Origin of the sequence: Sorangium sp. So ce1153 (genome assembly GCF_051521595.1) — a bacterium.
In the GTDB taxonomy this organism is placed as follows: domain Bacteria; phylum Myxococcota_A; class Polyangia; order Polyangiales; family Polyangiaceae; genus Sorangium.
In genome coordinates this window covers 6666124-6687822 of the sequence record NZ_CP150361.1, presented here as the reverse complement: position 1 = coordinate 6687822, position 21699 = coordinate 6666124, and the positions used below count along the sequence as shown (strand labels likewise).

General features: G+C 74.4%; 19 protein-coding genes. 9 read left to right on the top strand and 10 right to left on the bottom strand.

All coding sequences use genetic code 11. The features are described from left to right. Positions 1–18: 18 nt before the first annotated feature. Complete coding sequence (locus WME85_RS24015; RefSeq protein ID WP_437841272.1) at positions 19–864, top strand: hypothetical protein; 846 nt, start codon at positions 19–21, stop codon at positions 862–864. Here WME85_RS24015 and WME85_RS24010 read toward each other — a convergent pair. The 3 genes from WME85_RS24010 to WME85_RS24000 all read right to left on the bottom strand — a co-directional run bounded on the left by WME85_RS24010 (position 828) and on the right by WME85_RS24000 (position 3620). Further along, positions 828–1088, bottom strand: a complete 261-nt coding sequence (locus WME85_RS24010; RefSeq protein ID WP_437760498.1) for a GlsB/YeaQ/YmgE family stress response membrane protein — start codon at positions 1086–1088, stop codon at positions 828–830. The genes WME85_RS24015 and WME85_RS24010 overlap by 37 nt on opposite strands. Positions 1089–1356: 268 nt before the next feature. After that, the gene (locus WME85_RS24005) at positions 1357–1770 is read right to left on the bottom strand and encodes a hypothetical protein (protein ID WP_437841270.1); all 414 of its coding nucleotides are present in this window, start codon (positions 1768–1770) and stop codon (positions 1357–1359) included. Continuing rightward, positions 1767–3620: a protein kinase domain-containing protein gene (locus WME85_RS24000; RefSeq protein WP_437841269.1), complete on the bottom strand. Its 1854-nt coding sequence runs from the start codon at positions 3618–3620 to the stop codon at positions 1767–1769. The genes WME85_RS24005 and WME85_RS24000 overlap by 4 nt, the downstream gene beginning before the upstream one ends. Positions 3621–3918: 298 nt before the next feature. Here WME85_RS24000 and WME85_RS23995 point away from each other — a divergent pair, with 298 nt between their 5' ends. Then, on the top strand, positions 3919–4995 hold the full coding sequence (locus WME85_RS23995; RefSeq protein WP_437841267.1) for a hypothetical protein: 1077 nt from the start codon (positions 3919–3921) through the stop codon (positions 4993–4995). A 68-nt stretch (positions 4996–5063) separates the two neighbouring features. On the opposite strand, the gene WME85_RS23990 is transcribed toward WME85_RS23995, so the two are convergent. Beyond that, entirely contained in the window at positions 5064–6647 is a 1584-nt protein-coding gene (locus WME85_RS23990) for a serine/threonine protein kinase (RefSeq protein ID WP_437841265.1), read from the bottom strand. Between the two features lie 247 nt (positions 6648–6894). Here WME85_RS23990 and WME85_RS23985 point away from each other — a divergent pair, with 247 nt between their 5' ends. Both WME85_RS23985 and WME85_RS23980 read left to right on the top strand, forming a co-directional pair. Beyond that, complete coding sequence (locus tag WME85_RS23985) at positions 6895–9369, top strand: hypothetical protein (protein ID WP_437841263.1); 2475 nt, start codon at positions 6895–6897, stop codon at positions 9367–9369. A gap of 4 nt (positions 9370–9373) precedes the next feature. Then, complete coding sequence (locus tag WME85_RS23980) at positions 9374–11698, top strand: ATP-binding protein (protein WP_437841261.1); 2325 nt, start codon at positions 9374–9376, stop codon at positions 11696–11698. Between the two features lie 121 nt (positions 11699–11819). Here the strand turns inward: WME85_RS23980 and WME85_RS23975 are convergent, their stop codons facing one another. The 4 genes from WME85_RS23975 to WME85_RS23960 all read right to left on the bottom strand — a co-directional run bounded on the left by WME85_RS23975 (position 11820) and on the right by WME85_RS23960 (position 15121). Next, positions 11820–13040 (bottom strand): phosphodiester glycosidase family protein, encoded by a 1221-nt coding sequence (locus WME85_RS23975; RefSeq protein ID WP_437841259.1) that lies wholly within the window; start codon positions 13038–13040, stop codon positions 11820–11822. Between the two features lie 72 nt (positions 13041–13112). Continuing rightward, positions 13113–13517: a hypothetical protein gene (locus WME85_RS23970; protein ID WP_437311763.1), complete on the bottom strand. Its 405-nt coding sequence runs from the start codon at positions 13515–13517 to the stop codon at positions 13113–13115. Positions 13518–13600: 83 nt separating this feature from the next. Beyond that, a complete protein-coding gene (locus tag WME85_RS23965) occupies positions 13601–14107 on the bottom strand; it encodes a hypothetical protein (protein ID WP_437311762.1) in 507 nt (168 codons plus the stop codon). A 261-nt stretch (positions 14108–14368) separates the two neighbouring features. After that, positions 14369–15121: a hypothetical protein gene (locus WME85_RS23960; protein ID WP_437841257.1), complete on the bottom strand. Its 753-nt coding sequence runs from the start codon at positions 15119–15121 to the stop codon at positions 14369–14371. Between the two features lie 241 nt (positions 15122–15362). Between WME85_RS23960 and mutY the strand changes: the two genes are divergently transcribed. Together mutY and WME85_RS23950 are read left to right on the top strand one after the other, a co-directional pair. Next, positions 15363–16589 carry an A/G-specific adenine glycosylase gene (gene mutY / locus WME85_RS23955; protein ID WP_437841255.1) on the top strand — a complete coding sequence of 409 codons (1227 nt, stop codon included), beginning with the start codon at positions 15363–15365 and terminating at the stop codon, positions 16587–16589. Between the two features lie 369 nt (positions 16590–16958). Continuing rightward, the gene (locus WME85_RS23950) at positions 16959–17123 is read left to right on the top strand and encodes a hypothetical protein (RefSeq protein ID WP_437842663.1); all 165 of its coding nucleotides are present in this window, start codon (positions 16959–16961) and stop codon (positions 17121–17123) included. A 94-nt stretch (positions 17124–17217) separates the two neighbouring features. Here WME85_RS23950 and WME85_RS23945 read toward each other — a convergent pair whose 3' ends face one another. Further along, positions 17218–17592: a hypothetical protein gene (locus WME85_RS23945; RefSeq protein WP_437311759.1), complete on the bottom strand. Its 375-nt coding sequence runs from the start codon at positions 17590–17592 to the stop codon at positions 17218–17220. Positions 17593–18011: 419 nt separating this feature from the next. Here WME85_RS23945 and WME85_RS23940 point away from each other — a divergent pair, with 419 nt between their 5' ends. Genes WME85_RS23940 through WME85_RS23930 form a run of 3 tightly spaced genes read left to right on the top strand, consistent with a single transcriptional unit; the run spans position 18012 to position 20127 of the window. Then, positions 18012–18689 (top strand): hypothetical protein, encoded by a 678-nt coding sequence (locus WME85_RS23940; RefSeq protein ID WP_437841253.1) that lies wholly within the window; start codon positions 18012–18014, stop codon positions 18687–18689. Beyond that, entirely contained in the window at positions 18686–19096 is a 411-nt protein-coding gene (locus tag WME85_RS23935; RefSeq protein WP_437841251.1) for a hypothetical protein, read from the top strand. Before WME85_RS23940 ends, WME85_RS23935 begins: the two co-directional genes overlap by 4 nt. After that, entirely contained in the window at positions 19093–20127 is a 1035-nt protein-coding gene (locus WME85_RS23930; RefSeq protein WP_437841249.1) for a hypothetical protein, read from the top strand. The genes WME85_RS23935 and WME85_RS23930 overlap by 4 nt, the downstream gene beginning before the upstream one ends. Positions 20128–20170: 43 nt before the next feature. Here the strand turns inward: WME85_RS23930 and WME85_RS23925 are convergent, their stop codons facing one another. Continuing rightward, the gene (locus WME85_RS23925; protein WP_437841248.1) at positions 20171–21661 is read right to left on the bottom strand and encodes a sulfatase; all 1491 of its coding nucleotides are present in this window, start codon (positions 21659–21661) and stop codon (positions 20171–20173) included. Between the last annotated feature and the right edge of the window lie 38 nt (positions 21662–21699).

Below are 21699 nucleotides of genomic sequence, written 5' to 3'. Positions count from 1 at the left end.
CTAGCCTAGCCGGCCCTGATGTCGGTCCGGAAACTCCTGAGCCGTCCCTTCGCCGTCGCGGCGCTGGCCTTGCCCCTCCTCGCGAGCTCCACGAGCGGGCGCGCGCTGCCTCGGCCCGTCCCCAGCGAGCCGGCGGGGCCGAGCGAGCTCGGTGCGTCGAACGCCGTGTCGATCGACGCGGCGTTCGACACGGCGATCGAGCGGCAGTCGATCTGCGTCGGCTCGACGGTGGCGAGCGCGGGGGAGCTCGGCGACGTCCTGTATTACCGCAGCTCGCCGGGCGCGCGCGGCGAGGTCTCCGTCGGCTACTACGCCTTCTTCTCGGAGGAGCGGCCCTGGGGTAACAACTGGCTCACCTGGACCGTGCTGCCGGCGCTCGCCGTGGACCTCGTCTACACGCACGCGCTGCTCCTCGGCCCGGGGATCCAGCGCGTCGCGTACGGCAAGGGCGACGTCGAGGGGTTCAGGATCCTCTACCGCATGGACGAGGCTGGGCGGCTCGCCGCCGACCACGCGGTGGCCGATCGAGGCGATCACGGCGAGGTGCGGCTCGAGCGCTCGGATCTGCTCTCGGTCGACCCTGCGCGGCCGACGGTCTACTCGAGGTGGTGGAGCCACCAGCTCGGCGGGCAGGGCGCGGGGCCGGACGATCTCGTCTATCGCCGGTGCTACGGCGCGGGCGCCATCCGGCCGCTGCCACCGGACGTGGCGCTCGATTTCCGCCTGGATCGGCGCGCGGCGCCCGCGCGCGTGGTGCCCGCCGCCGCGCTGCTCGGGCAACCCTCGCCCTCGCGGCGGGGCGATGCCGCCGCCGCGGGGGCGATCGATCAGGGCCTCGCCTTTCTGCCGACCGTCGCGTTGTAGATGGCGAGGAGGACGATGGCGCCCAGGATCGACATGAAGAAGCCCCCGCTCGACTGGTACGAGGGATAGATCCCCAGGGCCCGGCCGACGAAGCCGCCGAGCAAGGCGCCAGCGACGCCGAGCAGCGCTGTCACCACGAAGCCACCCGGGTCGCGCCCGGGGGTCAGCAGCTTGGCGATGACGCCGACGATGAGCCCAAACAGGATCCACAACAGCACGGACATGGTTCGCTCCTCTCGACACCGGGCCGCGCCGAGGGCGGCTTCCCGTGTCAACGCGGAGGCCAGCGTTTGCAGACGACGTGCCCGGGCGCGGTGCGCTCCGTTCGCACCGGGATGAAGGGACGCCACGGCGGCCAGCGTGAACGGTGAGGCATGGCGGCGCGCGGCGCTGCGCATCGGCTGTACACCGGCGCGCGGCAGGTCGAGCGGCGCCGCGCGCCGCGGCGCTGCCGGCGCGGGGTGAGCGCTTCGTTCGCACCGCGCCGGGGCCTCAGCCCTCGCCGCCGGCTGGCTCCTCGCCGCTCCCGTCGCCGCTCCCGTCGCGCTCGGCGCTCGGCTCGGGCGCCGTGCGCACGGGTGCCGGTGCGTCGCCCGGGCCCGTCGGCCCGCCGTGCCCCGGGGCGTGCCCGTGCGACTCGCCGTACCCGAGATCGGCCTCCTGCGCGGCAGCCTCGCGACGGGGCTGAGCGCCGCGGCGCCGCGGCGGCCGGGCGCGCGCTGCGCGGGGCCGCCTCAGCTCGTGGACGCCGCTCGGCAGCGGCGCGGGCGTGAGGTCCGAGCCGCACGCGCACCGCGGCGCCGCGGCGGTGCCTGGGCCGGGGACGAGGAGGAAGCCGCGCCCGCACCGCGCGCACTCGAGGAGCGTCGCGGAGGGCGCGTCCGGGGCGCCGCCGTGCGCGCTCACGGCGGCTCCATCGGACAGGCGTGCTCCGGGCCGGGCGGGCGCGTCGCCCGGCCGCGCGCGTCGCCGGCCGGCGACGCGGGGGCGTCGCGCGCCGGCGAGGGCGAGGTGAGCGGGGCGAGCGCGGCGGCGGCGGCGTTGAACAGCAGGCACAGCGAGCCGCCGAGCACCGTGGCCGCCACGGTGCCGAGCACGACCGGAGCGAGCCGCCGCCGCCGCCGTCGGCGCAGCCCGCTCTGGCTCCGCGGCCCGCCGGACAGGCGCGCCCGGAGCAGGAAGAGCGGCGCGAGCGCGGCGCCGAGCTCCGCCCTGCGATCGACGCGGGCCGGCTCGGGCGCGGGCGGGGGCACCGCGGCGGCGGGAGGCGCCTCGCTCGCCGGCGGCTCGCCGATCGGCGCGGGCGGCGCGGCCAGCTCGGCGAGCGCGGCCGGCGGGCTCGGCGAGGAGCGGTGACCGACCCACGTCGGAGCGGACGAGGCGTCGCGACGCGGGCTCGGCGGCGAGCAGGGCTGATCGAGCGGCGCGCTCCCCGAGGGCGACGAGGCGCGGTACCCCACCCACGTCGTGGCGCAAGCGGCGCGGGACGCCGCGGCGTCCCGCCCGGCGGCGGCGTCCTCGGCGGCGGTTCTCCAGCGCGACGAGGGCGACGCCGCGGCGCGCGCGCTCCGGGCCGGGGGCCGGGCGCGGCTCGCCGCGGCGCCGTCCTCCGCGGCGGAGCGCGCCAGCCGGCGCGCGACGTGCGCGAGCGCCTCGCGCAGCGCGCGCGCGCTCTGCGGGCGATCGTCCGGGTTCTTGCGCAGGCATTGCAGGATCAGCGCCTCCAGATCCGGATCGATCTCCGGGTGGAGCGCGCCCGGCCGGGGCGGCGGGGAGTCGACGTGGGCCGCGGCGAGCGCGACGGGCGTCGGGCGCTCGAACGGGAGCCGGCCGGTCGCCATCTCGAAGAGCAGGACGCCGCACGCATAGATGTCGCTCCGCGCATCCACGGCCTGCCCCGCGGCCTGCTCCGGGCTCATGTAGGCGGGGGTTCCGATGACGAGCCGGCCGCAGTCCTCGTCGAGCACGGCGAGGCGGGGCGCGCCCGCGAGCGCGCCGGACCCGTCGTCGTGGAGCAGCTTCGCGGTGCCGAAGTCGAGGAGCTTCACCTGCTCGATCGGCGCGCCCTCATCGTCGACGCGGGGCACCACGCGGATGTTCTCGGGCTTGACGTCGCGGTGGATGACGCCGGCGTCGTGCGCGTGCTGCAGCGCGGAGCACAGCTGGCGCATGATCGAGACGATGCGCTCCGCCGGAAGGATGGGCTCGGCGTTCAGGAGCTCGATGAGGTCCTCGCCGTCGAGGTGCTCCGTGACGAGGTACCAGAGGCTCGACGGCGCCGCCTCGTATCCACCGGCGCCGAGCGCCTCGGCCGGCTCGCAGCCGAAGTCGAGGACCCGCACGATGTTGGGGTGATCGAGCCGGCTCGCCGCCAGCGCCTCGACGTGGAACCGCCGCACCGCGTCCCCGGCGAGGGCGGCGCCGGAGCGCGATCTCTCGTCGGTGCGCGACCGCTCGCTCACGCCGCTCGACCCCCGATGGTCGAGGTCCATCCGGCGCGGCGCCGCCGAGGCGCGCGTCGTGCAGGCGCAGCTCGCGTCGCCGCGAGCGCGCGGCGACGCGGCGCGCTCGCGGATGATCTTCACCGCGCACGCGCGACCGAGCCCTACATGCCGCGCGCGGTAGACGCGCCCCATCGCGCCGGCGCCGATCATCTGCTCGACGAGGTACCGCCCCCCGAGCAGGCGTCCCCTGAGGAATCGCTCCGAGGACGGGAGGCCCGCGTCGAGGGGCGCGGAGGAGCGGAGACAGTCCATGGCGCCTCCCACGCAGCAGAATGGGTGCCATCGCGCTGTGCGGACGGTTCACAGCGCCCCGCGGACAGAACGGCAGGCGCCGCCGCGCCGCGCGCTCATGCCCGCCCCGCCGGGCGCCGAGCTCGCGCGACGCGGGCCGCGCGGCCCGCGAGCGCCCGCGCCTGGGCGGGAACTCGCACGCAAAACGCGCGCAAAACGCGCGGAGCTCCGCGGGCAGAGCGCCGGGGCGGCGGCGCGCGAGGGCTGAATTGTTCTGTTGTCGACGGCCTGTGATAGCGTGGCGCGCGAGGAGGCCCGAGTGCTCTTGAGACGATCCGTTCCGTTCGCTGCGGCGCTGTTCCTGTTGCTCCCGACAGGCGAGGTGCGCGCGCAATCGGACCAGGACAGAGCCGCGGCCAGGTCGCTGGCCACGCAGGGCGCCGAGGCGTTCACGTCCGGCCGCTTCGAGGACGCGATCGATCTGCTCGGCCGAGCCGAGGCGCTCGTGCACGCGCCGACGCACCTCCTCCTGTCCGCGCGCGCGCAGACGCGCCTCGGCCGGCTCGTCGCGGCCAAGGAGACGTACCTGAGGATCGTGCGCGAGGAGCTTCCGCCCACGGCGCCGTCCCCCTTCAAGAGGGCCCAGCAGGACGCGCGGGAGGAGCTCGCCGCGATCGAGCCCCGGATCGCGTCGCTGCGCATCGCGCTCGAGGGCGCCGCGGGCCGGAAGATCGGCGTGAAGCTGGACGGCCAGCCGGTCGCGGACGCGCTGCTCGGCGTGCACCGCCCGATCGACCCCGGCAGCCATGTGGTCGTCGTGTCCCCGCCGGGCCTCGCCCCGATCGAGCAGGGGATCACCCTCGCTGACGGCGAGCGGAAGGAGCTGAAGATCCCGATCCCGGAGAGCCCGCCCGCGCCTCCGCCGAGCGGCTCGGGCGACTGGCAGGGCGCCGGGAGCGGCGATCAGACAGGGGTTCCGCCCGCCGGCACGCCGGGCACCGCGGAGCGGAAGACGAACGTGGCGCTGCTGGGCGGGGGCATCGCGGCCGCGGCGCTCGGGCTCGGCGGCGTCGTCGTCGGGTCGGTGTTCCTGGCGAACGGGAGCTCGACGCAGCAAAAAGCGAACGATCTGAGCGCGGCGCGCGGGTGCGAGTCGCCGGGCAGCGTCGGCGCGGAGTGCGGGCCGCTGGTCCAGCGCCAGATCCAGACGCTCGACTCGGACGCCGCGTCGGAGCGGACGACCGGCGCCATCGGCCTCATCGCCGGCGGCGTGCTCGTCGTCGGCGGCGCGACGCTGATCGTGCTGGAGCTGACGTCCAGGCCGGAGCCGTCGAGCTCGGCCTGGATCGCGCCCTACGTGACGCCGACAGGGCTCGGGGTGCGCGGCGCGTTCTGAGCGGCGCGTGCTGAGCGGCGCGTGCTGAACGGCGCGTCCGGCGCGTGGCGCTCCGGGGGGGCGCGCGCTCAGTAGCCGAAGTCGCCCGGAACGCCGGGCTTCTGCGGCTTCTGCGGCGGTGCTGTCGGCTTCGTCGACGGTACCGTCTGCGGCGGCTTCGTGGCGGGCGGGGGCCTCGTCGGGGGAGGCGCCGTCCGCGGCGGGGGCGGCTTCGCGGGCGCCGAGGAGGCGCCCGGGGTCGCGCTGGGCTCGGTGGTGGCGGACGGCACAGGATCCGCGACCGCGGCGCTCGCCGTGACGGTCGGGTCGGACGGGGGCGTCGTCGCCGTCGCGGCCGCTGTCGTCGGTGGCGGTGGTGGGGGGGCCGTCGGAGGGGTCGTCGCGCTGACGGCGCTCGGGTCCGCGGTCGCCGCGCCCGTGGGCCCGCTGTGGCCGAAGGCGAGCCACACGGCGACGCCCGCGCCGAGCACGGTGGCCGCCGCGGCGAGCGCGACGACGAGCGGCATCCTGGAGGGGGGGCGCGTCGAGCGGCCCGTGACGCCGGACGAGGCGCCCCACGAGTTCGCGGTCAGCTGCGGCGTCTGGCCCAGGCCGGGTACCGGCGGCGTCTGGCCCAGGCCGGGTACCGGCGGCCCGTGTCCGTTCTGGCTTCCCCACGAGCCCTCGGGCCGGACGGCCGGCGGCGTCGTCGCCGGCGGCATGGTCGCCGGCGGGGCGACCATCTCCGGCTGGGACGGTAGCGACAGCCGGGGGAACGTGGCTCGCCCCGTGGTGAGCATGGCCAGGCTGGGGCGCGCCGCTGCCCAGGCGAGGAGCGCGTTCTTGAACTCCGCGCAGCTCTGGAAGCGCGCCCCCGGCTCGCGCGCCATCGCCTTCTGGATGATCCCGGAGAACTCGACGTCGAGGTCGGGCACGAGCTGCTGGGGCAGGGGCGCCGCCTCGAGGACGATCTTGAAGAGCAGCTCGTTGAACGTCTCGGCGTCGAACGGCACCTGGCCGGTGGTCGCCTGATAGAGCAGCACGCCCATGGCGTAGATGTCGGTGCGCTGATCGACCGGGCTGGAGCCGCGCGCCTGCTCGGGCGACATGTAGTAGGGCGTCCCGACGACCGCGCCCGTGCGCGTCATGCTCATCTCCGAGCCGGCGAGCTGCGAGAACTTCGAGACGCCGAAATCGAGCACCTTCACGAAGTTGCTGAGGCCGGCCTTCGTGGGGAGGATGAAGATGTTGTCGGGCTTGAGGTCGCGGTGGATGATCCCCGCGGCGTGCGCGGCGCCGAGCGCCTCGAGCACCTGGATCATGATCGGCACGGTGGTCTCTGGCCCGAGGCGCCCCATCCGCTGGATCTTGGCCCCGAGGGTCTCGCCCTCGAGGTACTCCATGACCATGTACCGCGTGCCGTCCACCAGCACGCCGAGGTCGAGGACCTCGCAGATGTGGTCGGAGCCGATCCGCGCCGCGGCCTGGGCCTCGCGCTCGAACCGCGCGACCGACTCGGCCTGGCTCGAGATGGTCGCGTGCAGCAGCTTGATGGCGACGCGGCGCCGGATGCGCACGTTCTCGCCCTCGAACACCGCGCCCATGCCCCCCTGACCTAGCAGCCGGACGATCCGGTACTTGCCGTCGATGATCTCGCCGATCAACGCGGTCATGACAGCCTTCCCGGTTCGGAGAAGCGAATCACGCGGCCAGACTAGCACGGTCGCCCGAGCCCAGCCTACGCCCTCGCGGGCGCGCGCCGCTCGTCGTGTCGGCTTGTCTCGTCGTGGTGCTGCCGAAAGCCCCGGGACGGCGCATCCCCGGGGCTGGCGCGGGGGACGTTCGTGATAACGTCGCCCACGTATGCCGGTTTACGAGCTGTCGGTCGATGGTGCCCTGGTTCGCGAAGCGGAGAAGGTCGTGTCTCTCGCAGGCCGCGAGTACCCGACGCTCGTCATGCGCTGGGAATCACGGCTCTTCGACCAGCCCTGGCTCACCACGCTGGTGCTCGACTACGTGATCGCGCTGCCGCCGCTCATGATGGGGCAGGCGACCTTCAACGAGGTCAGGATCGCCGCCTTCACCGGGCGCGCGGGCACGAAGTTCCTGTACTTCGGCACCGAGATGAGCGCGAGCGTTCCCCGGATCGCGCCCGAGATGGAGAACGCGATCGCGCCCGCCGCGCTGTACCAGGAGTTCCGGCTGGACGAACAGACCTGTCCCATCCCCTATCTGAAGCTGATCCAGGTCAGTCCGCGCATCTACGGGGAAGGGCTGCAGAACTACTACTCGCCGCCGATCAAGGTCGAGCGCTACGACGGGGTGGCCTCGCCGGAGCACGTCGCGGACTTCTTCCCCAAGATCGTGGCGAACCTCGATCCGGTGAAGGGCACGACGCTCGTCGATCCCGCGCAGGGCTTCTGGACGGGCGCGCGGTTCCTCGGCGCCACGTCGATCGCCATCCTCCGGCAGGGCCGGGTGGTCGGCCTGCACCGCCGCACCGGCAAGACCGACAAGGACCCGATCCCGCCCGAGGTGAAGCGGCGCGATCCGCGGCTCGACGTGCGCGGCGACTGGGTCGCCGTGGACGTCGGCGCCGCGTCGACCGTCGTCGCCGTCCGGGGGGAGCGCGGCGGCGCGGAGTTCGTCCGGATCGGGACCGACGCGCCGCTCCGGGTGTCGGCCGACAACGAGAACCCGAGCGAGGTCGCCTTCGAGGCGCTCGCCCGGACCACGAAGGCCTGGCGCGACCGGGTGATCCTGCCGCTGACGCGCTGGGGCGACGTGCTCGTCGGGCACGCCGCGCGCGACATGCGCCTCCGGCCGGGCGAAGGCGCCCACGAGCGCGCCGCGGCGTCCCTCCCGGCCCTCGCGCTGCTGCGCGAGCGGACCGAGCGCGGCGAGCCGTTCCGGCTCCGGGGCAGGAGCGACCCCGACTCGACCGAGTCGCTGAAGAAGCCGGCGCCGCCCATCATCGACGAGGAGGGGATCGGCGCGCACGACCCGTTCGATCCGATCGAGCTCTACGCGTACTACGTCGGCCTGCACCTGAACCAGCGCTCGCGAGGGCTCTACACGCGCTACGCGATCGCGATGCCGACGGGCTGGTCGCCCGAGCGCCGCGCCAGCGTGCTCATCGCCTTCCGGCGCGGCCTCTTCCGGAGCCTGCCCGCGGGCCTCTGCGAGTACCACGACCTCGACGGCCTCCAGGTCGTCGACGCGGGCCCGTCGGCGATCGCCTATGCCGTCCAGGCGTTCCGCATGTTCGGCATCCAGCCGCGGGAGGGCGGCGTCCCGTTCTGCGTGATCGACGCCGGCGCCAGCGAGACGGGGATCGCGTTCGGCATCCTGCGGAGCGCCAAGGCGCACGAGGAGGCGCAGGGGCTCGAGCGGATGGTCGAGTACATCGAGCCCGCGGCCATCCCCTGGCTCGGCGGCGAGCGGCTCCTCCACCGGCTGGCCTACCGGGTCTACGCGGCCAACCAGGACGTGATGCGCGAGCGCCGGATCCCTTTCGAGCGCCCGCCCGAGGAGGGCGCCCTCGACGGCGCGGAGGAGCTCTTCGCCCCGTCGCCCGACGCGCGCGCCAACACCTGGGCGCTCAAGGAGCTCTTGCGGCCCCTCCTCGAGCGGGGGTCGAGCGCGCCGATCGAAGAGCGGATCGCGCTGCGCGGGCTGGACGGGGAGGATGCCCAGGTGCCGCTCTCGATCGATGGGGGCGCCATCGGCGGCGCGATCGAGGGGTGGCTCCAGGAGGGGGTCGACGTGTTCCGGCAGCACCTCGGCGGCGCCATCGCCAGGATCGGGCGGGAGCCGGATCCGTACCAGGGGCTCCGGATCCTGCTCGGCGGGCGGCTCGGGATGAACCCGCGCTTCGCGGAGCTGCTCGCCGGCGTGCTGCCCCCGGGCGTGCAGGTGCACCGCTTCAAGGAGCCGGACAAGGCGAACCTCGGCGCGCCCACCGTGAAGATGGCGGCCGCGCTCGGCGCGCTGTCGCTGCGGTTCGATCGGATCGGGGCGACGGTCCGCGCGGAGAAGCGCGACGCGTTCCGCTACCGCGTCGGGCGCGCGCGCCACGGGCAGCTCGCCGACGTGCTCGATCCGTCGGTCGACTACGACGCCTGGCGCGAGATGGGCGCTTGCCTGAAGCCCGACGTCGAGGTCCTGTTCATGGCGGCCGAGGACGAGGGGGAGGTCGCCGCCGACGACCCGCGCGTGCGCCGCGCGGTCTGCGCGCTCGGGCGCGGCGCCGTCGGCCAGCGGCTCTACATCCGGGCCGTCGGGCCGGCGCGCGCGGAGGTCAGCGTGGGGCCGCCCGGCGGCGATCCGGCGGCCGGCGCCGTGTGCTGGGGGATCAACCTGGAGAGCGGCGCCGCGGAAAAGACCGGCGGCTGATCGTATGGGGGCTCCGCAGCTGCACGCGCCACACGGCGGCCTCGATCCCGAGGTCGCCGCCCACGCCGGGGCCGCGCAGGGCGGCGGGCCCCTCTCCGCCGCGCCGGAGGGCGGCGGGCCGGCGGCGCCCGCGCTGCAGGGCGGCGCGCCGCCGCACGAGCCGCGCGACGCCCCCGACGCCCGGCAGGCCGAGGCCCGGCTGGCCGCGCAGATCGAGACGGCGAGCGCGCTCTCCGGGTCTACCTCGCTCGTGGAGGCTGCCCCGCGCGTCCTCGCCGCCCTGGTCGAGCACCTCGGCTGGGACGTCGCGGCGCTCTGGCTCGCCGAGCCGGAGGCCAGCGCCGCGCGCCCGCCGTCAGCGGCGGACGGCGCGACCACCGGGGGCGACGCCGCGCTCGCGGCGGCGCCTGCGGGCGCGCTCCGCTGCGTCGAGGTCCGGGCCGCCGCGCCCCTCGATCGGGAGGCGCTCGCGGCGGCGCTCCGCGAGACGCCGTCCCCCTCCGGCGAGCCCGAGCTCGCCGTCGAGGCCTTCCGGAGCGGCGCGCCTGTGTTCCGCGCCAGCGGGGACGGCGTCCCCGAGGCGGCGCGCGAGCCGTGCTGGTGGCGCGCTGCCTGCGCCGTCCCGATCCTGAGCGGCGCCCGCGTTGCCGGGGTGCTCGAGCTGAGGAGCCGCGCCCCTCACCGCCGCGATGAGCAGCTGCTCCGCGTCCTGTCGGCCGTGGGCAGCCAGATCGGGCAGGTCGTCGCGCGGCGGCGCGCCGAGCGCGAGAGCGCGCGCGCCGCGGTCGAGCTCCGCGCGCTGTTCCGCGCCATCCCCGACCTCTGCTTCCGCCTCGACGACGAGCTCCGGATCGTCGACTGCAACGAGCCGCGCCTCTCCGAGCTCCACGCCGCGCCGGAGGCGCTGCTCGGCAAGCGCATGGCCGAGGCGCTCCCTGGCGAGCTCGGCGAGCAGATCGAGCGCGCGACCCGGGAAGCCCGCGAGGCGGGCGCCGTCGTCGCGCTCGAGCACGCGCTCGCGGGCGTGTGCGGCGCCGGCGGGGAGCGCCACGTCGAGGCGCGCATGATGCCGTTCCTCGACGGCCACGCCCTCGTCCTGCTCCGCGACATCACCGAGCGGCGGCGCACCGAGGAGGCGCTCCGGCAGCGCGAGGAGCGCTCGCGCGAGTCGCAGAAGATGGAGGCGCTCGGCCGGCTGGCCGGCGGCATCGCGCACGACTTCAACAACATGCTCATGGTGATGCTCGGCTACGGCGAGCTCCTCCTGCGCCGGCTCGGGCCCGACAGCGCGCTGCGGCGCGACGCCCTCCAGATCACGAAGGCCGGCGAGCGCGCCGCGGCGCTCACGCGGCAGCTGCTCGCGATGAGCCGGCGCAAGGTGCTGCAGCGCGAGGTGCTCGACATCAACGCGGTGGTGCTCGACATGCAGACGATGCTCCAGCGCCTCATCGGCGAGAACATCGACCTGCAGACGAACGTCGGCCGCGATCTCGGATCGATCAAGGCCGACAAGAGCCAGCTGGAGCAGGTCCTCCTCAACCTGGTCGTGAACGCGCGCGACGCGATGCCGAGGGGCGGCAAGCTCGTGGTCGAGACCTCCCTCGGCGAGCCCGGGGCGAGCCCCACCGCGAAGTCCTTCGCGCCGGCGGAGCGGGACGAGGACGCCGCGCCCGCCGCGGGCGACCCGCCCTACGTCGTGCTCTCGGTCACCGACAGCGGCCACGGCATGGACCAGGACACGCTCTCGCACCTGTTCGAGCCGTTCTTCACGACGAAGGCGCGCGGCAAGGGCACGGGGCTCGGCCTCGCCACCGTCTACGGGATCGTGAGCCAGAGCGGCGGGCTCATCGAGGTCGAGAGCGAGGTCGGGCGCGGCGCGACGTTCCGCGTCTACCTCCCGCGCGTCGAGGGCCGCTCCGAGGTGGCGCCCGCGCGCGCCCGGCCGTCGCCCGCGGGCGGCGACGAGACGGTGCTCGTCGTCGAGGACGACGACGCCGTCCGCAAGCTCATCGTCGAGGTGCTCGAGCGGCGCGGCTACGGCGTCGTCTCGGCCGCGAGCGCCGAGGAGGCGCTCGCCGCGCTGGCGCTCGAGGGGGTCGACGCGGTGGACCTCTTGCTCACCGATCTCGTGATGCCGGGTATGAACGGCCGGGAGCTCGCGGAGCGCGCCCTCGCGCTGCACCCCCGCGCCCGCGTGCTGTACATGTCCGGCTACGCCGACGATGTGTTCGAGGGCGCCGAGCCCGACGGCGAGCGCGCCCTGCTGCAGAAGCCGTTCACCCCCGACACCCTCGCGCAGCGCGTGCGCGACCTCCTCGACCGGCGGTGAAAGCCTCTCGCGTCCGCGTTGACCCTCTTCAGCGGCAACACGGCTGAGCCTTCAAGGCCATGGGTAAGCTGGCCAGGGCTCGAAGGCTCGCCGGCGCGGCGCCGATGTCCCCGGCTACACGCTACGACCTGGGTCCGGTCTTCCTCAGCAGGTAGAAGAAATCTCGCGGCGACGGCTCGGCCACGTACTCCTCCGCCTTGAACTGCACGTCCGGGATGAGCGCCGACGCCGCCCGTGGCCCGACGCCGTCCGCGCCGCGGCTGTACAGGAGGAAGCGCGGGTAGGCGTGGTTGACGTCGAGCTCCGCCACATCGTGCGCGCCCGCGGTCCTCATCCCGTGCGCGAGGGTGCGCGCGGTCACCGCCTCGCCGAGCCCGTAGAACAGCAGCTTGCCGGTCGCGTCGACGCCGAGCGCCGACCGGCGGATCACCGTCTCGCCGCTCACCGTCGCGCCCCAGTCGCGGTTCGAGTCGTAGAGCGCGTGGTGCAGCTCGCCCTGCTCGACCAGGCACGGCGGCGTCTGCCGGTAGCCGGCCATGCGGGCCTCATCGGCGCGCACCTCGGGCCAGGTGCGGATCCGCACCGCGCCGTTGCGGTAGAGCGCGATCGTGCAGGCCCGGTCGCGCGGCGGCAGGAACGTGTCGCCGTCGAGCATCATCCCGTAGTGGCCGTGCATCGCCTTGAAGCCGCCGTTGAAGGCGGCGATGAGCTCCCCGGCGTGGTCCTCGGGGACGAGCCCGGGGCGCCGCTCGGCCGGGATGTCCGGCGAGAACGGCTCCTTCGTGCCCGCGACGAGCCGGAGGTCGACGCGCCCGAGGTCGATGGCCACGACGGCGACCGCCGCGAAGACGCGCCGCGCGTCGGGGTGCACGACGCTCTTCCAGAGCACCGGCGCGTCGCCCGGCCGCGCGGGGTCGGCGATCGGCGCCCAGACGCCGTCGCCCGTCGCGGCGACGTCCGGGAAGGGCGGCGCGAACGAGGAGGGGGGCGAGGCCGCCTCGGCCGCCAGGCGCTCGCCGCGCTCCTCGGCCTCCGCCGCGGCGGCGGGCGCGGGCTCCCAGAACGTCTTCGGGGCCGCGTGCCTGTAGATGGCCTGGTTCACGCCATCGGCGATGCCGTAGGCCACGTCCTCGGCCCACGCGACCGGCGCTGGCCCGACCACGGCGCGCGCGCCGTCGGCCAGCGCCGGACCGAAGCCGCGGATCTCGTGGATGCCGTACCAGAGGGCCTCGACGGCGATCGCGCAGACCGCCGCCCAGCGCAGCGCGCGTTCGGGCAGGCGAGGTCGGGGGCGCCGCCGGCGCGAGGACCCGCTGGCGGAGGAGGGCGAAGGTTCGTCCACGGCGACGAGGAGGCTACCCGATCGCGCGGGCAGCCCCAAGTTCCGGGCTCCGTGCGCGCGAGGACGCGCTCGCTACGGCTGTCCGTGCGCCATCGTCCGGGGCCCGTCCTTGAACAGGATCTCGATCTTGCCCCGGTCGATGACCTTCGCGACCACGCCGTCGCCGAACTTGCTGTGGTGAATGAGCTCGCCTTCGCCGAAGGTGAGGGTGATGCGGTACGGCTTGAACGCCCCGGAGGGCTGCCCCGCGATCGCGCGCTCCCAGGCGAGCGTCTGATCGCGCTCGGCGCGCTGCGCGGCCGTGAGGCGCTCCACGCCGCCGCCGCGCGTCGACGCCGAGGCCGCCCTCGGCTCGCCGGTGCTCCGCGCCGCGGCGCGCGCGGCCGCGCTCTTCTCCCGCTCGCTCTTCGGCTGGCGGTAGAGGTGGTGCGACATGCAGGTCTTGCACTCGACCTTCTTCACCACGTCGCCGACCATCGCGATGATTCTATGAGTGAGGTCGAGGCGGCACTTGGTGCACCAAGCATCGACTTCGCCGCCGGTCCTAAGCTTCTTCGTCGTCACTTCTCCTCGCGGCGCCGGTCTCGCCCGGTCTCTTTGCTTCGGTCCTTCACGTTCACTTGGGCGGTAACTTCCGGTTTTGGCAAGCCGGTCCTCGGCTCGTCCTGGCTGTCATCTCTCTTGGCCGCGTCGTTCGGAACGAAGCGGATCTCGGTCTTGATCTCGAAGGAGAGCTTCGTCAGCACCTTCGTGATCTCGTCCGCGAACTGGGTGTGCTCGAGAACGTCGCGGATCTCCTTGGCCACGACCCGGTAGAGACCGTTCTTGGTCTCGTCGATCTGGGTGTAGAGGTAGTGGAGGACCTCTTTGGGCAGCTTGAGATCGCCCACGAAGTGGCGGAGGTTCTCGGGCCCCTCGCTGAGCTTGTCGATGCCGCTCTCGACGGCGCGCTCGACCACGCGCTTGAAGATCTCCGGGATGGCGCGTTCGAAGAGGCGCTTCTTCTCGCCTTCGCCTTCCACCTTGTCCCCTTCGTCCTCGCGGAGCGGCTCGGTGTCGTCGGCCATGGCTCGGGCTCCCCTAGCGGGACGAGGCGGCCACGTCAATGCGGGGGTGCGTGCAGGGTGCCGGCGTCGCGCCATGGTCCATGGATCTGCCGGATTTCGATGACGAAGGGGAGCCTTTCGCGCGCGTCCGGCAGGCGGGAGAGCTCTTCTTGTCGTGTCCGTGCCAGGTCCGCGCCAGCGCTCGCGGCGTGAAGCCGCCGAAACCGGGACGGAATGTGACCGCTCGATGTCGGCCGCGTGGCAGGTCCAGGCCGCGTCGGCTCAGAGCTCCTCGTAGGCGTCGGCCTCGTCCGCCTCCGCGCCGCCGTCGCCCTCCGGCGCTCGTTTGTAGGACTTCAGGACCCACACCTCGGCCGCGAACCGGCCTCCGCCGCGCCGGGCGCTGATCTCGACGGTGGCGTCGTCGTCCTCGAGCGAGCAGAAGGGCCGGTCCGGCTGGACGATCGGCCAGGCGTCCTCGGTGCCGTCGCTCGCGATCATGGCCCCGCGGCTGCTCCGCACGGCGACGTCCAGGTTCAGGACCCCCGGTCCGCCCACGGCAAAGACCCGGTAGCAAGCGCCACGGACTGTCTGGAGCGGCGCCGTGACGATCGCCCCGCCTTCGGCCACCTGCCCCTCGATCGGCCTGGGCGAGAGCCGTCGCATGCCGTTCTCCGGGCCGCACAGCAGCGAGAGCCGGGTCACGTCCTTCACCGGATCGCCGGTGATCCTGAAGTTTCCGTAGCAGCGAACCCAGGGGCCGCCGACGCGCACCGGCAGCACCGGCAGGTCCGGGTCCGCGGCTCCGGCGTCGCCGTCGCCCTGTCCGGCGTCGGCGTCCGTGGGGCCGCCGGAGCCGACCGCGACCGCCGGGTGCGGCGGCGCGGCGGAGAGCACGACCGGCGGGCCGGGCTTGCCCTCCCAGGGGCGCGGTTCCTCGCGACACGCCGGCGCGGCGAGCCCGAGGAGCAGGGCGGCGCTGAGGCGCGCGGCCCGAGGGATCGGCAGGGAGGGGCAGGCGCGCCGGGACGACACCGCGGTCGGCTCTTGCGCTAGAGTCCCGCGCGATGGAAGCGTTTTCTGTGCGCAGCGCGCGGCAGGCGGGTAATCCGTGCGTGGAACCACGCGTGGTTCCAAGCGTGGGACCGCGCAAAGGACCCGGCGATCGCCTCCGCGCCGGGCCGTGCAAAGGTCCGCGCCGAGAGGTTCGCCGAGGAGCGCGCCGCGGGTCGCGCCGAGGGCACAGCGGGCGGGCCCTTCGCGCGTGAGCCCGGCGTTGCGATCGCCCGCGCGCGCTGGCGCGAGCGCCAGCCGCGCGAACCAGACGCCCACGCGCGCCCCGCGCCGCCGCAGCCCGTCCGGTGAGCAGGGCTCGACCCCGCCGGAAGCGCCCGCGCCCAGCGAGCGCGATCTGGACATCGCGGCCGCCCTCGCGGCGTGGTTCGACCGCGTGGCGCGCGACCTGCCGTGGCGGAGGACGCGCGACCCCTACGCGATCTGGCTGAGCGAGGTGATGCTCCAGCAGACCCGCGTCGAGACGGTGATCCCGTACTACGAGCGCTTCCTCGCCCGCTACCCGACCGTCTTCGCGCTCGCCTCTGCCGCGATCGACGATGTGCTCTCGCTGTGGAGCGGCCTCGGCTACTACCGCCGCGCCCGCGTGCTCCACCTCGCCGCGCGCGAGGTCACCGCGCGCCACGACGGCGCGCTCCCGCGCGACGTCTCCGCGCTCCGCGCGCTCCCTGGCGTCGGCGCGTACACCGCGGGCGCGATCGCGAGCATCGCCTACGATCAGGCCGTGCCCCTCGTCGACGGCAACGTCGCCCGGGTGCTCTCCCGCATCGAGGGCATCGACGACGACATCCGCAGCGCCTCGGGCACGCGCAAGCTCTGGTCGACCGCGGATCGCCTCGTGCGCGGCGCGGCCGGCAGCGTTCAGCCGGGACGCTTCAACCAGGCCTTGATGGAGCTCGGCGCGACCGTGTGCACGCCCCGCAATCCCCGCTGCGACGCGTGCCCTGTCGACGGCGCGTGCGTCGCGCGCGCCCTCGGGAGGCAGGCGGAGCTGCCGGTGATCGCCCCGAAGCGCGACGTCCCGGCGGTCGCGATGGTCGCCGCGGTGGTGCGGTCGGGCGACCGCGTGCTCTTCGTCCGGCGCGCCGAGGGGGGGCTCTTCGGCGGGCTATGGGAGCCGCCCATGGTCGAGGCGCGCGCGCTCGCGGACGCCCGCGCGCTCCTCGAGCAGGTCGGCGTCGAGCCTGACGCGCCGCTCCGCGAGGTCGGCCGCGTGCGCCACATCCTCACGCACCGCCGGCTCGACGTGACGGTGGCGCGCGCCGAGGTGGCGGCCCCCTGGCGCAGCCGGGCAAAGCTTGCCTCCCCCTACGAGAAGGCGGCGTGGCTCGATCCGGGCGTGCTGGATATCGGCGTTTCCAAGCTCGCGCGAAAGGTCCTGTCCGCGGCGTCGGCGCCCGACGCCGGATCCGCGCGGCGGCCTCGGTAGCGGCGCGCTCCCGGCCGAGCGCGCGCGTCCCGGCCCCGGAGAGGCCGGAGACAGGCCTGTAAGCGCGCCCGCGTGGAGCTCCCAGCTCGCTCCGCTCCGCTGCGGGCGGGGAGCCGCGGCGCGCGCGGCCGGGCCGCCGCGACGCAGCGGCGCGGGTCAGGGCGAAACCCATATGTCGCCGTGGAACGCTCCTGGCGCTGGTGTCGTGGCGCCAGCGCCGTGGCACGGAAGGCGCTTGGTGGGAGTGGCGGGCAGGCCCTCTAGCCTCGTGGCGCCGGCGATGGCCGGAGCTCGATTGAAGCCTGGGAGCTCAGCAACATGGATGCGCGACGACGGACCACAGAGACGTTGCCCACGGCGAGCGCACCTGTGCGATCCATGACCGTGATGGCCGACGACGGCGCGCTCTACGTGCTGCCGCTGTGCGAGCGGATCGTGCTCGACGTGCTGGCCTACGAGGACGAGGGCCTGCTGGCCTTCATCCGCATCGACGGAGAGGTGGTCGCGGAGCTGCCCGTGCTCGGTCAGGCGTGACCGAACTGCACCCTGCGCATGCCCAGCGCGGCGGAGCGCCCCACGACCTCCCCTCGACCTCGCGGCGCGCGCCCGGCGGCCCCGCGCGCCCCCTTCAGCCGACGTTCCGCCGCATCCGCTGGGTCACCGGCTGCTCGTCCTCTCCTTCGGCGTCTGGATCCACGGACTCGACATCCTCGTCCTCCAGCAGATAAGGCAGGTCGCCGTCGTCGTCGTCGTGCGACATCGCCACGTCGCTGATGTCCTGGCCCCTGGTGGCCCCTTCAAGGAACTCCGCTCCGAGATCGCTCGCCAGGTCGGCGGCGGCGTCGGCGGCGTCGGGGTTCACCTCGAACTCGGTGCATCCGGCGTCGTTCGGGTGGTGGTGGTAGCCGCGGCTCTCGTCGTCGAGCGTCGGGATGACGTCGCTGAGCTCGCTGCGCGGGTTGGCCTTGCCGCGCAGCGGGGGCGCCGCGCCGGCGTCCATCATGTCGGCGAAAGGCTCATCCAGCTCGCTCGGAACGAGCCGCGGCGCGGACGAGCGCGCCTCGGCCGCCTTGCGCGGCCTTCCCGGATCGATGCGATCTTCTCGTTCTCGGCGGTGCGTCGGGCTCACGCGCGGTGCGCGCAATGTCGACGACGTCGATGCGTGTGCGGCGGTGCTCTGCCTGCCTCGGGTGCTTGAATTGCTCACGGTGGTCTCTACATGCAGGGTCCGGTCCGCAGGTGAAGCGGGCGGATGCGCAAAGAAGGCGAGGACCGTGCCGCGGGGCAGCGAGCGGCGCCGATGCCGGGGCAGCGCCGCCTCGAGAGCGCGCCGGAGCGGCGCGCTCTCGAGCGAGGCGCGCGCGGGCGGGACGCAATTGAGCGTGCCAGCGGGCGCCGCCTCGGGGTAGAAGGCTCGTGTCGATGCTGGAACTCCGGACCGGGCTCTCGCTCGTGGCCGTTCTGCTGGGAGCGTCCTGGGGGCGCGCCGCCGCGGCTCAGCCCGCTGCCGCGCGCGAAGCTGGGGCCGCCGGGGCGGCGGTGGCCGGCGAGGAGAGCGAGGGCGCCGAGCTGGAGGCGTACCGCGACCTCTCGCGGCCGCCGGGGACGGCGGCGCGCGTCGTGTCCACGGTCGCGATGGGGAAGGGGATCCGGTTCAACAACCCCTACCGGCTGCAGACGCAGCTCGGCGACACGGCGGAGTCGCTCTCGCTCACCGCGGGGTACCTCGATTTCGGCGCCGCGTTCGCGCTGGGGCCGGCCGACGGCGTTCAGCACGGCGCGGCCCTGCGCTTCTCGATCGCCGCCGGCGGCGTCCCGCAGGAGTCGCTCACGCCGAGCTACTTCGTGGCCTACCGCGGCTTCAAGCGCGCGCTCGCGTACGGGCGGCTCGGGGCGGCGATCCTGATCGAGCCCGACGTGAACGTCGGCGGCGAGCTCGCCGCCGGCATCGGGTACTTCCTCCTCGCTGGCGTCGCGCTCTCGGGCGAGATCGTCGGGGATCTCTTCTACGGCGCCGCGACCTACGACGCGGCGTACACGGTCTACCCCGTCGTCTCGGCGCAGCTCGGGCTCCTCATCGATCACGAGCTCCTGCCATGAGCTCGCCGGGACGCGCGCGGCGCGGCGGGCGCCTCCGGGCGAAGGAGACCGCGGGCGTCGCGGCGCTGCTGCTCCTCGTGGGCATCGCGCCGGTCGTGGGGGACATCGGCAGCTGCGGGCAGGCGCCGGAGGAGCTCGATCCGTACAAGTTCTTCGCGCTCAAGGCGCAGATCGATTGCGCCCAGTGCGAAGCGTGCGGCCTGCGCTCGCGCGCCTGCGACGCCGCGTGCGGCTTCGAGGGCGCGCCGGAGTTTCCGCCCGGCTGCTACCCGCTGGTCCACGACGGCGAGGTGTGCCTGCACAAGCTCCAGATGGAGGGCTGCGACGCGTACCGCGCCTACGTGGCCGACGAGCGGCCCTCGACCCCGACCGAGTGCAATTTCTGCCCGGTGGAGGCCGCGCCGTGAGCGCGCGCCGCGCAGCCGCGTCCCGCCGGGGCCTCGCGACAGCCGCGCGGGTGCTCTCGTGCGCGGCGCTCGCGGCGCTCCTGTCCGGGTGCGCCGCGAGGCCGGCGCTCCTGGCGAGCCACGACGACTACGCGGCGTACCGGGCCACCCGCGTGTCGAGGACCCTCGAGGGGCGGCTCGCCGCCGCGTCGACCTATCTGGAGCGCTACCCGCAGGGCTCCTTCGCCGGCGAGGTGCGCGCGTACCTCGCGCGGGCCGAGCCGATCTACTACGCCGCCAAGCGCGGGACCGCCGCGGGGCTCACGGCGTACCTCGCGACGCTGCCGCGGGGCGCGTTCCGCGACGACGCGGCCCACCGGCTGCGCGAGCTCGTCCGGGAGCGCAGCGCGGGCGACCTGCTCGCGCGCAGCGCCAGAGAGACCGAGGCGCAGCTCTCGAGGCAGCGGGCGGCGCGCGCGCGGGTCCGCGAGGAGCTCGCCGCGTGGCTGCGCCGGTTCCTCGGCAGGGACGCCTGGGGGCGTCCGCTCGCGGAGTCGCCTGCCGAGGTCATCGTCCCGTTCGCCTTGACGCTGCCGGCCCCCCGGTGCGCGCCGGCCGACGGGCGCGCGGGGCCGGGCGCCGTCGTCTGCTCGAAGCGCGTCGAGCTCCCGTTCGTCGTGAACGCCGAGGGCGAGAGCGCGCCGCGAAAGGCGGAGCTCGAGGTCGCCGTCCTGGAGGACGCGGCGGGCCGCCCGATCGAGGTCGCGCTCCGGGGGCCCGACCTCTTCACGCGCCTCGAGGAGGCGCGCTCGGCGCGCGAGGTCGCTCCAGACGACGCCGCGGGCCGCGTCGGGGGCATCGCGCTCGCGGTCGAGCTCTCGCGCGGCGCCTTCGCGGCGCGCGTCTCCGGCGATCCGTCGTGCGACCGCGAGGCGGAGTCGCCCGTGGTGCTTCACCTCGAGTGCGAAGGGGCCCGCCTCGTGGCGCGCGCGGCGAGCGACGCGGGCGAGGAAGACAGCCTGACGATCACCGTCGCCCCGCCGGCGCGCTAGACCGCGCGCGGCGGCCAGAGACCGCGCGCGGGGTGGCCAGGCGCTAGCACCGCTTGTTCTTCTTCTTGCCCTTCAGCTTCGCCGTGTTCTTCGGACACACGTCCTTGATGGCGGCGGAGCGCTCCTTGTAGAGCGCCTTCATCTCCTCGAAGACGGACGGCTGCTCTCGCTTGAGATCCTTCAGCTCCCCTGGATCCGCGACCACGTCGAAGAGGTCGAAGGCGTCGTCGTCGCCGTAGGCGATGAGCTTGTGCTGGCCGTGGATGAGCGCCCTGCGCCGGTCGTTGTCGCTCGTGCGCGGCAGGTCGACGATGACGTCGCGCGGCTCGGCCTTCGCGCCGTGGAGCTCGGGCACGAGGCTCTTGCCCGGGAAGGACGGCTCCGCCGGGGCGCCGGTGAGCTCCAGGATCGTCGGCGCGAGATCGATCGAGCTGCGCGGCACGTCGATCCGGCGCGGGGTGATCCCGGGCGCCTGGATCATCAGCGGCACGTGGGCGAGCACGTCCCACACCTCGAAGCCGTGGCGGAACATCTTGTGCTCGCCGAACGCCTCGCCGTGGTCCGCGGTCACGATGATCGCGGTGTCCTTCGCCCACGGCTGCTGCGCGACGAAGTCGAGGAGCTTGCCGACGTGCATGTCGGTGAACTTGACCTCGCCGTCGTACTTGTCCCGGGCGCGCTTGCCGAACGGCTCGATGCCCTCGTGCGTCATGTAGACGTCGTGCGGATCGAGGAAATGGAAGTACGCGAAGAAGGTGCCCGACGTGTTCGCCTTGTCGGAGAGCATCTTCAGCGCGAGATCGAGGTGCCCCGGGCTCGTGACGTTCCGGTCGGTGGTGTTGTCGGCCGAGAGCCCCGGCACGATCTCGTACACGTCGAAGCCCTGCCGGAAGCCCGCCTTCTGGTCGAAGTAGAAGTGCGCGTGCGCGCTCATCGTGCGCACCCCGGCCTTCTGCAGCAGCTCCGGGAACATGAGCACGCTGTCCGGGTAGTTGCCGAAGAAGTAGCCGCTGCGGTCGACCTCGCTCGGGTACCTGCCGGCGAGGAACCCGCCGACGCTCATCGAGGTGTACGACGAGATCGCGTAGTGGCGCGTGTAGCTGACCGCCTTCTTCTCGAACGCCGTCAGCGTGGGCGCGATGTCGCGCTCGTAGCCGTTCCACGGCATGTCCGCGCGCAGGCTGTCGATCGAGACGACGAGCACGTTCATCTTCGCGCGCTGCCCCGCCGGGGCCGGCGCCGCGCCTCCGCCCTCCTTGCTTGCGGCGGCGGCGCTCGAGGCGGAGGGCGCGGCGCCGGCCCCGGCGGCGTCCGGTCCGGCCGCGGCGGGCTCCTGCCGCGCGCTGGGCTCAGGCGTGCGCGCGGGCGGCGGCTGGCCGTCGCCTTCGCGGGAGCAGCCCGGGCCGGCGCTGACGAGCGCGAGCGCGAGCGCCGCCGCGAGGCGCCGGTGGGCCGGGCGTGATGGCCTCGAGGAGAAGGGCGCCCGTGGTCCTTCCGGCTCCCAGGTGCTCGTAGGTGCAGCGACCGTGTGCATGGTCGCCGTCTTACTCCGACTCGCGCCGCTCCGCCAAA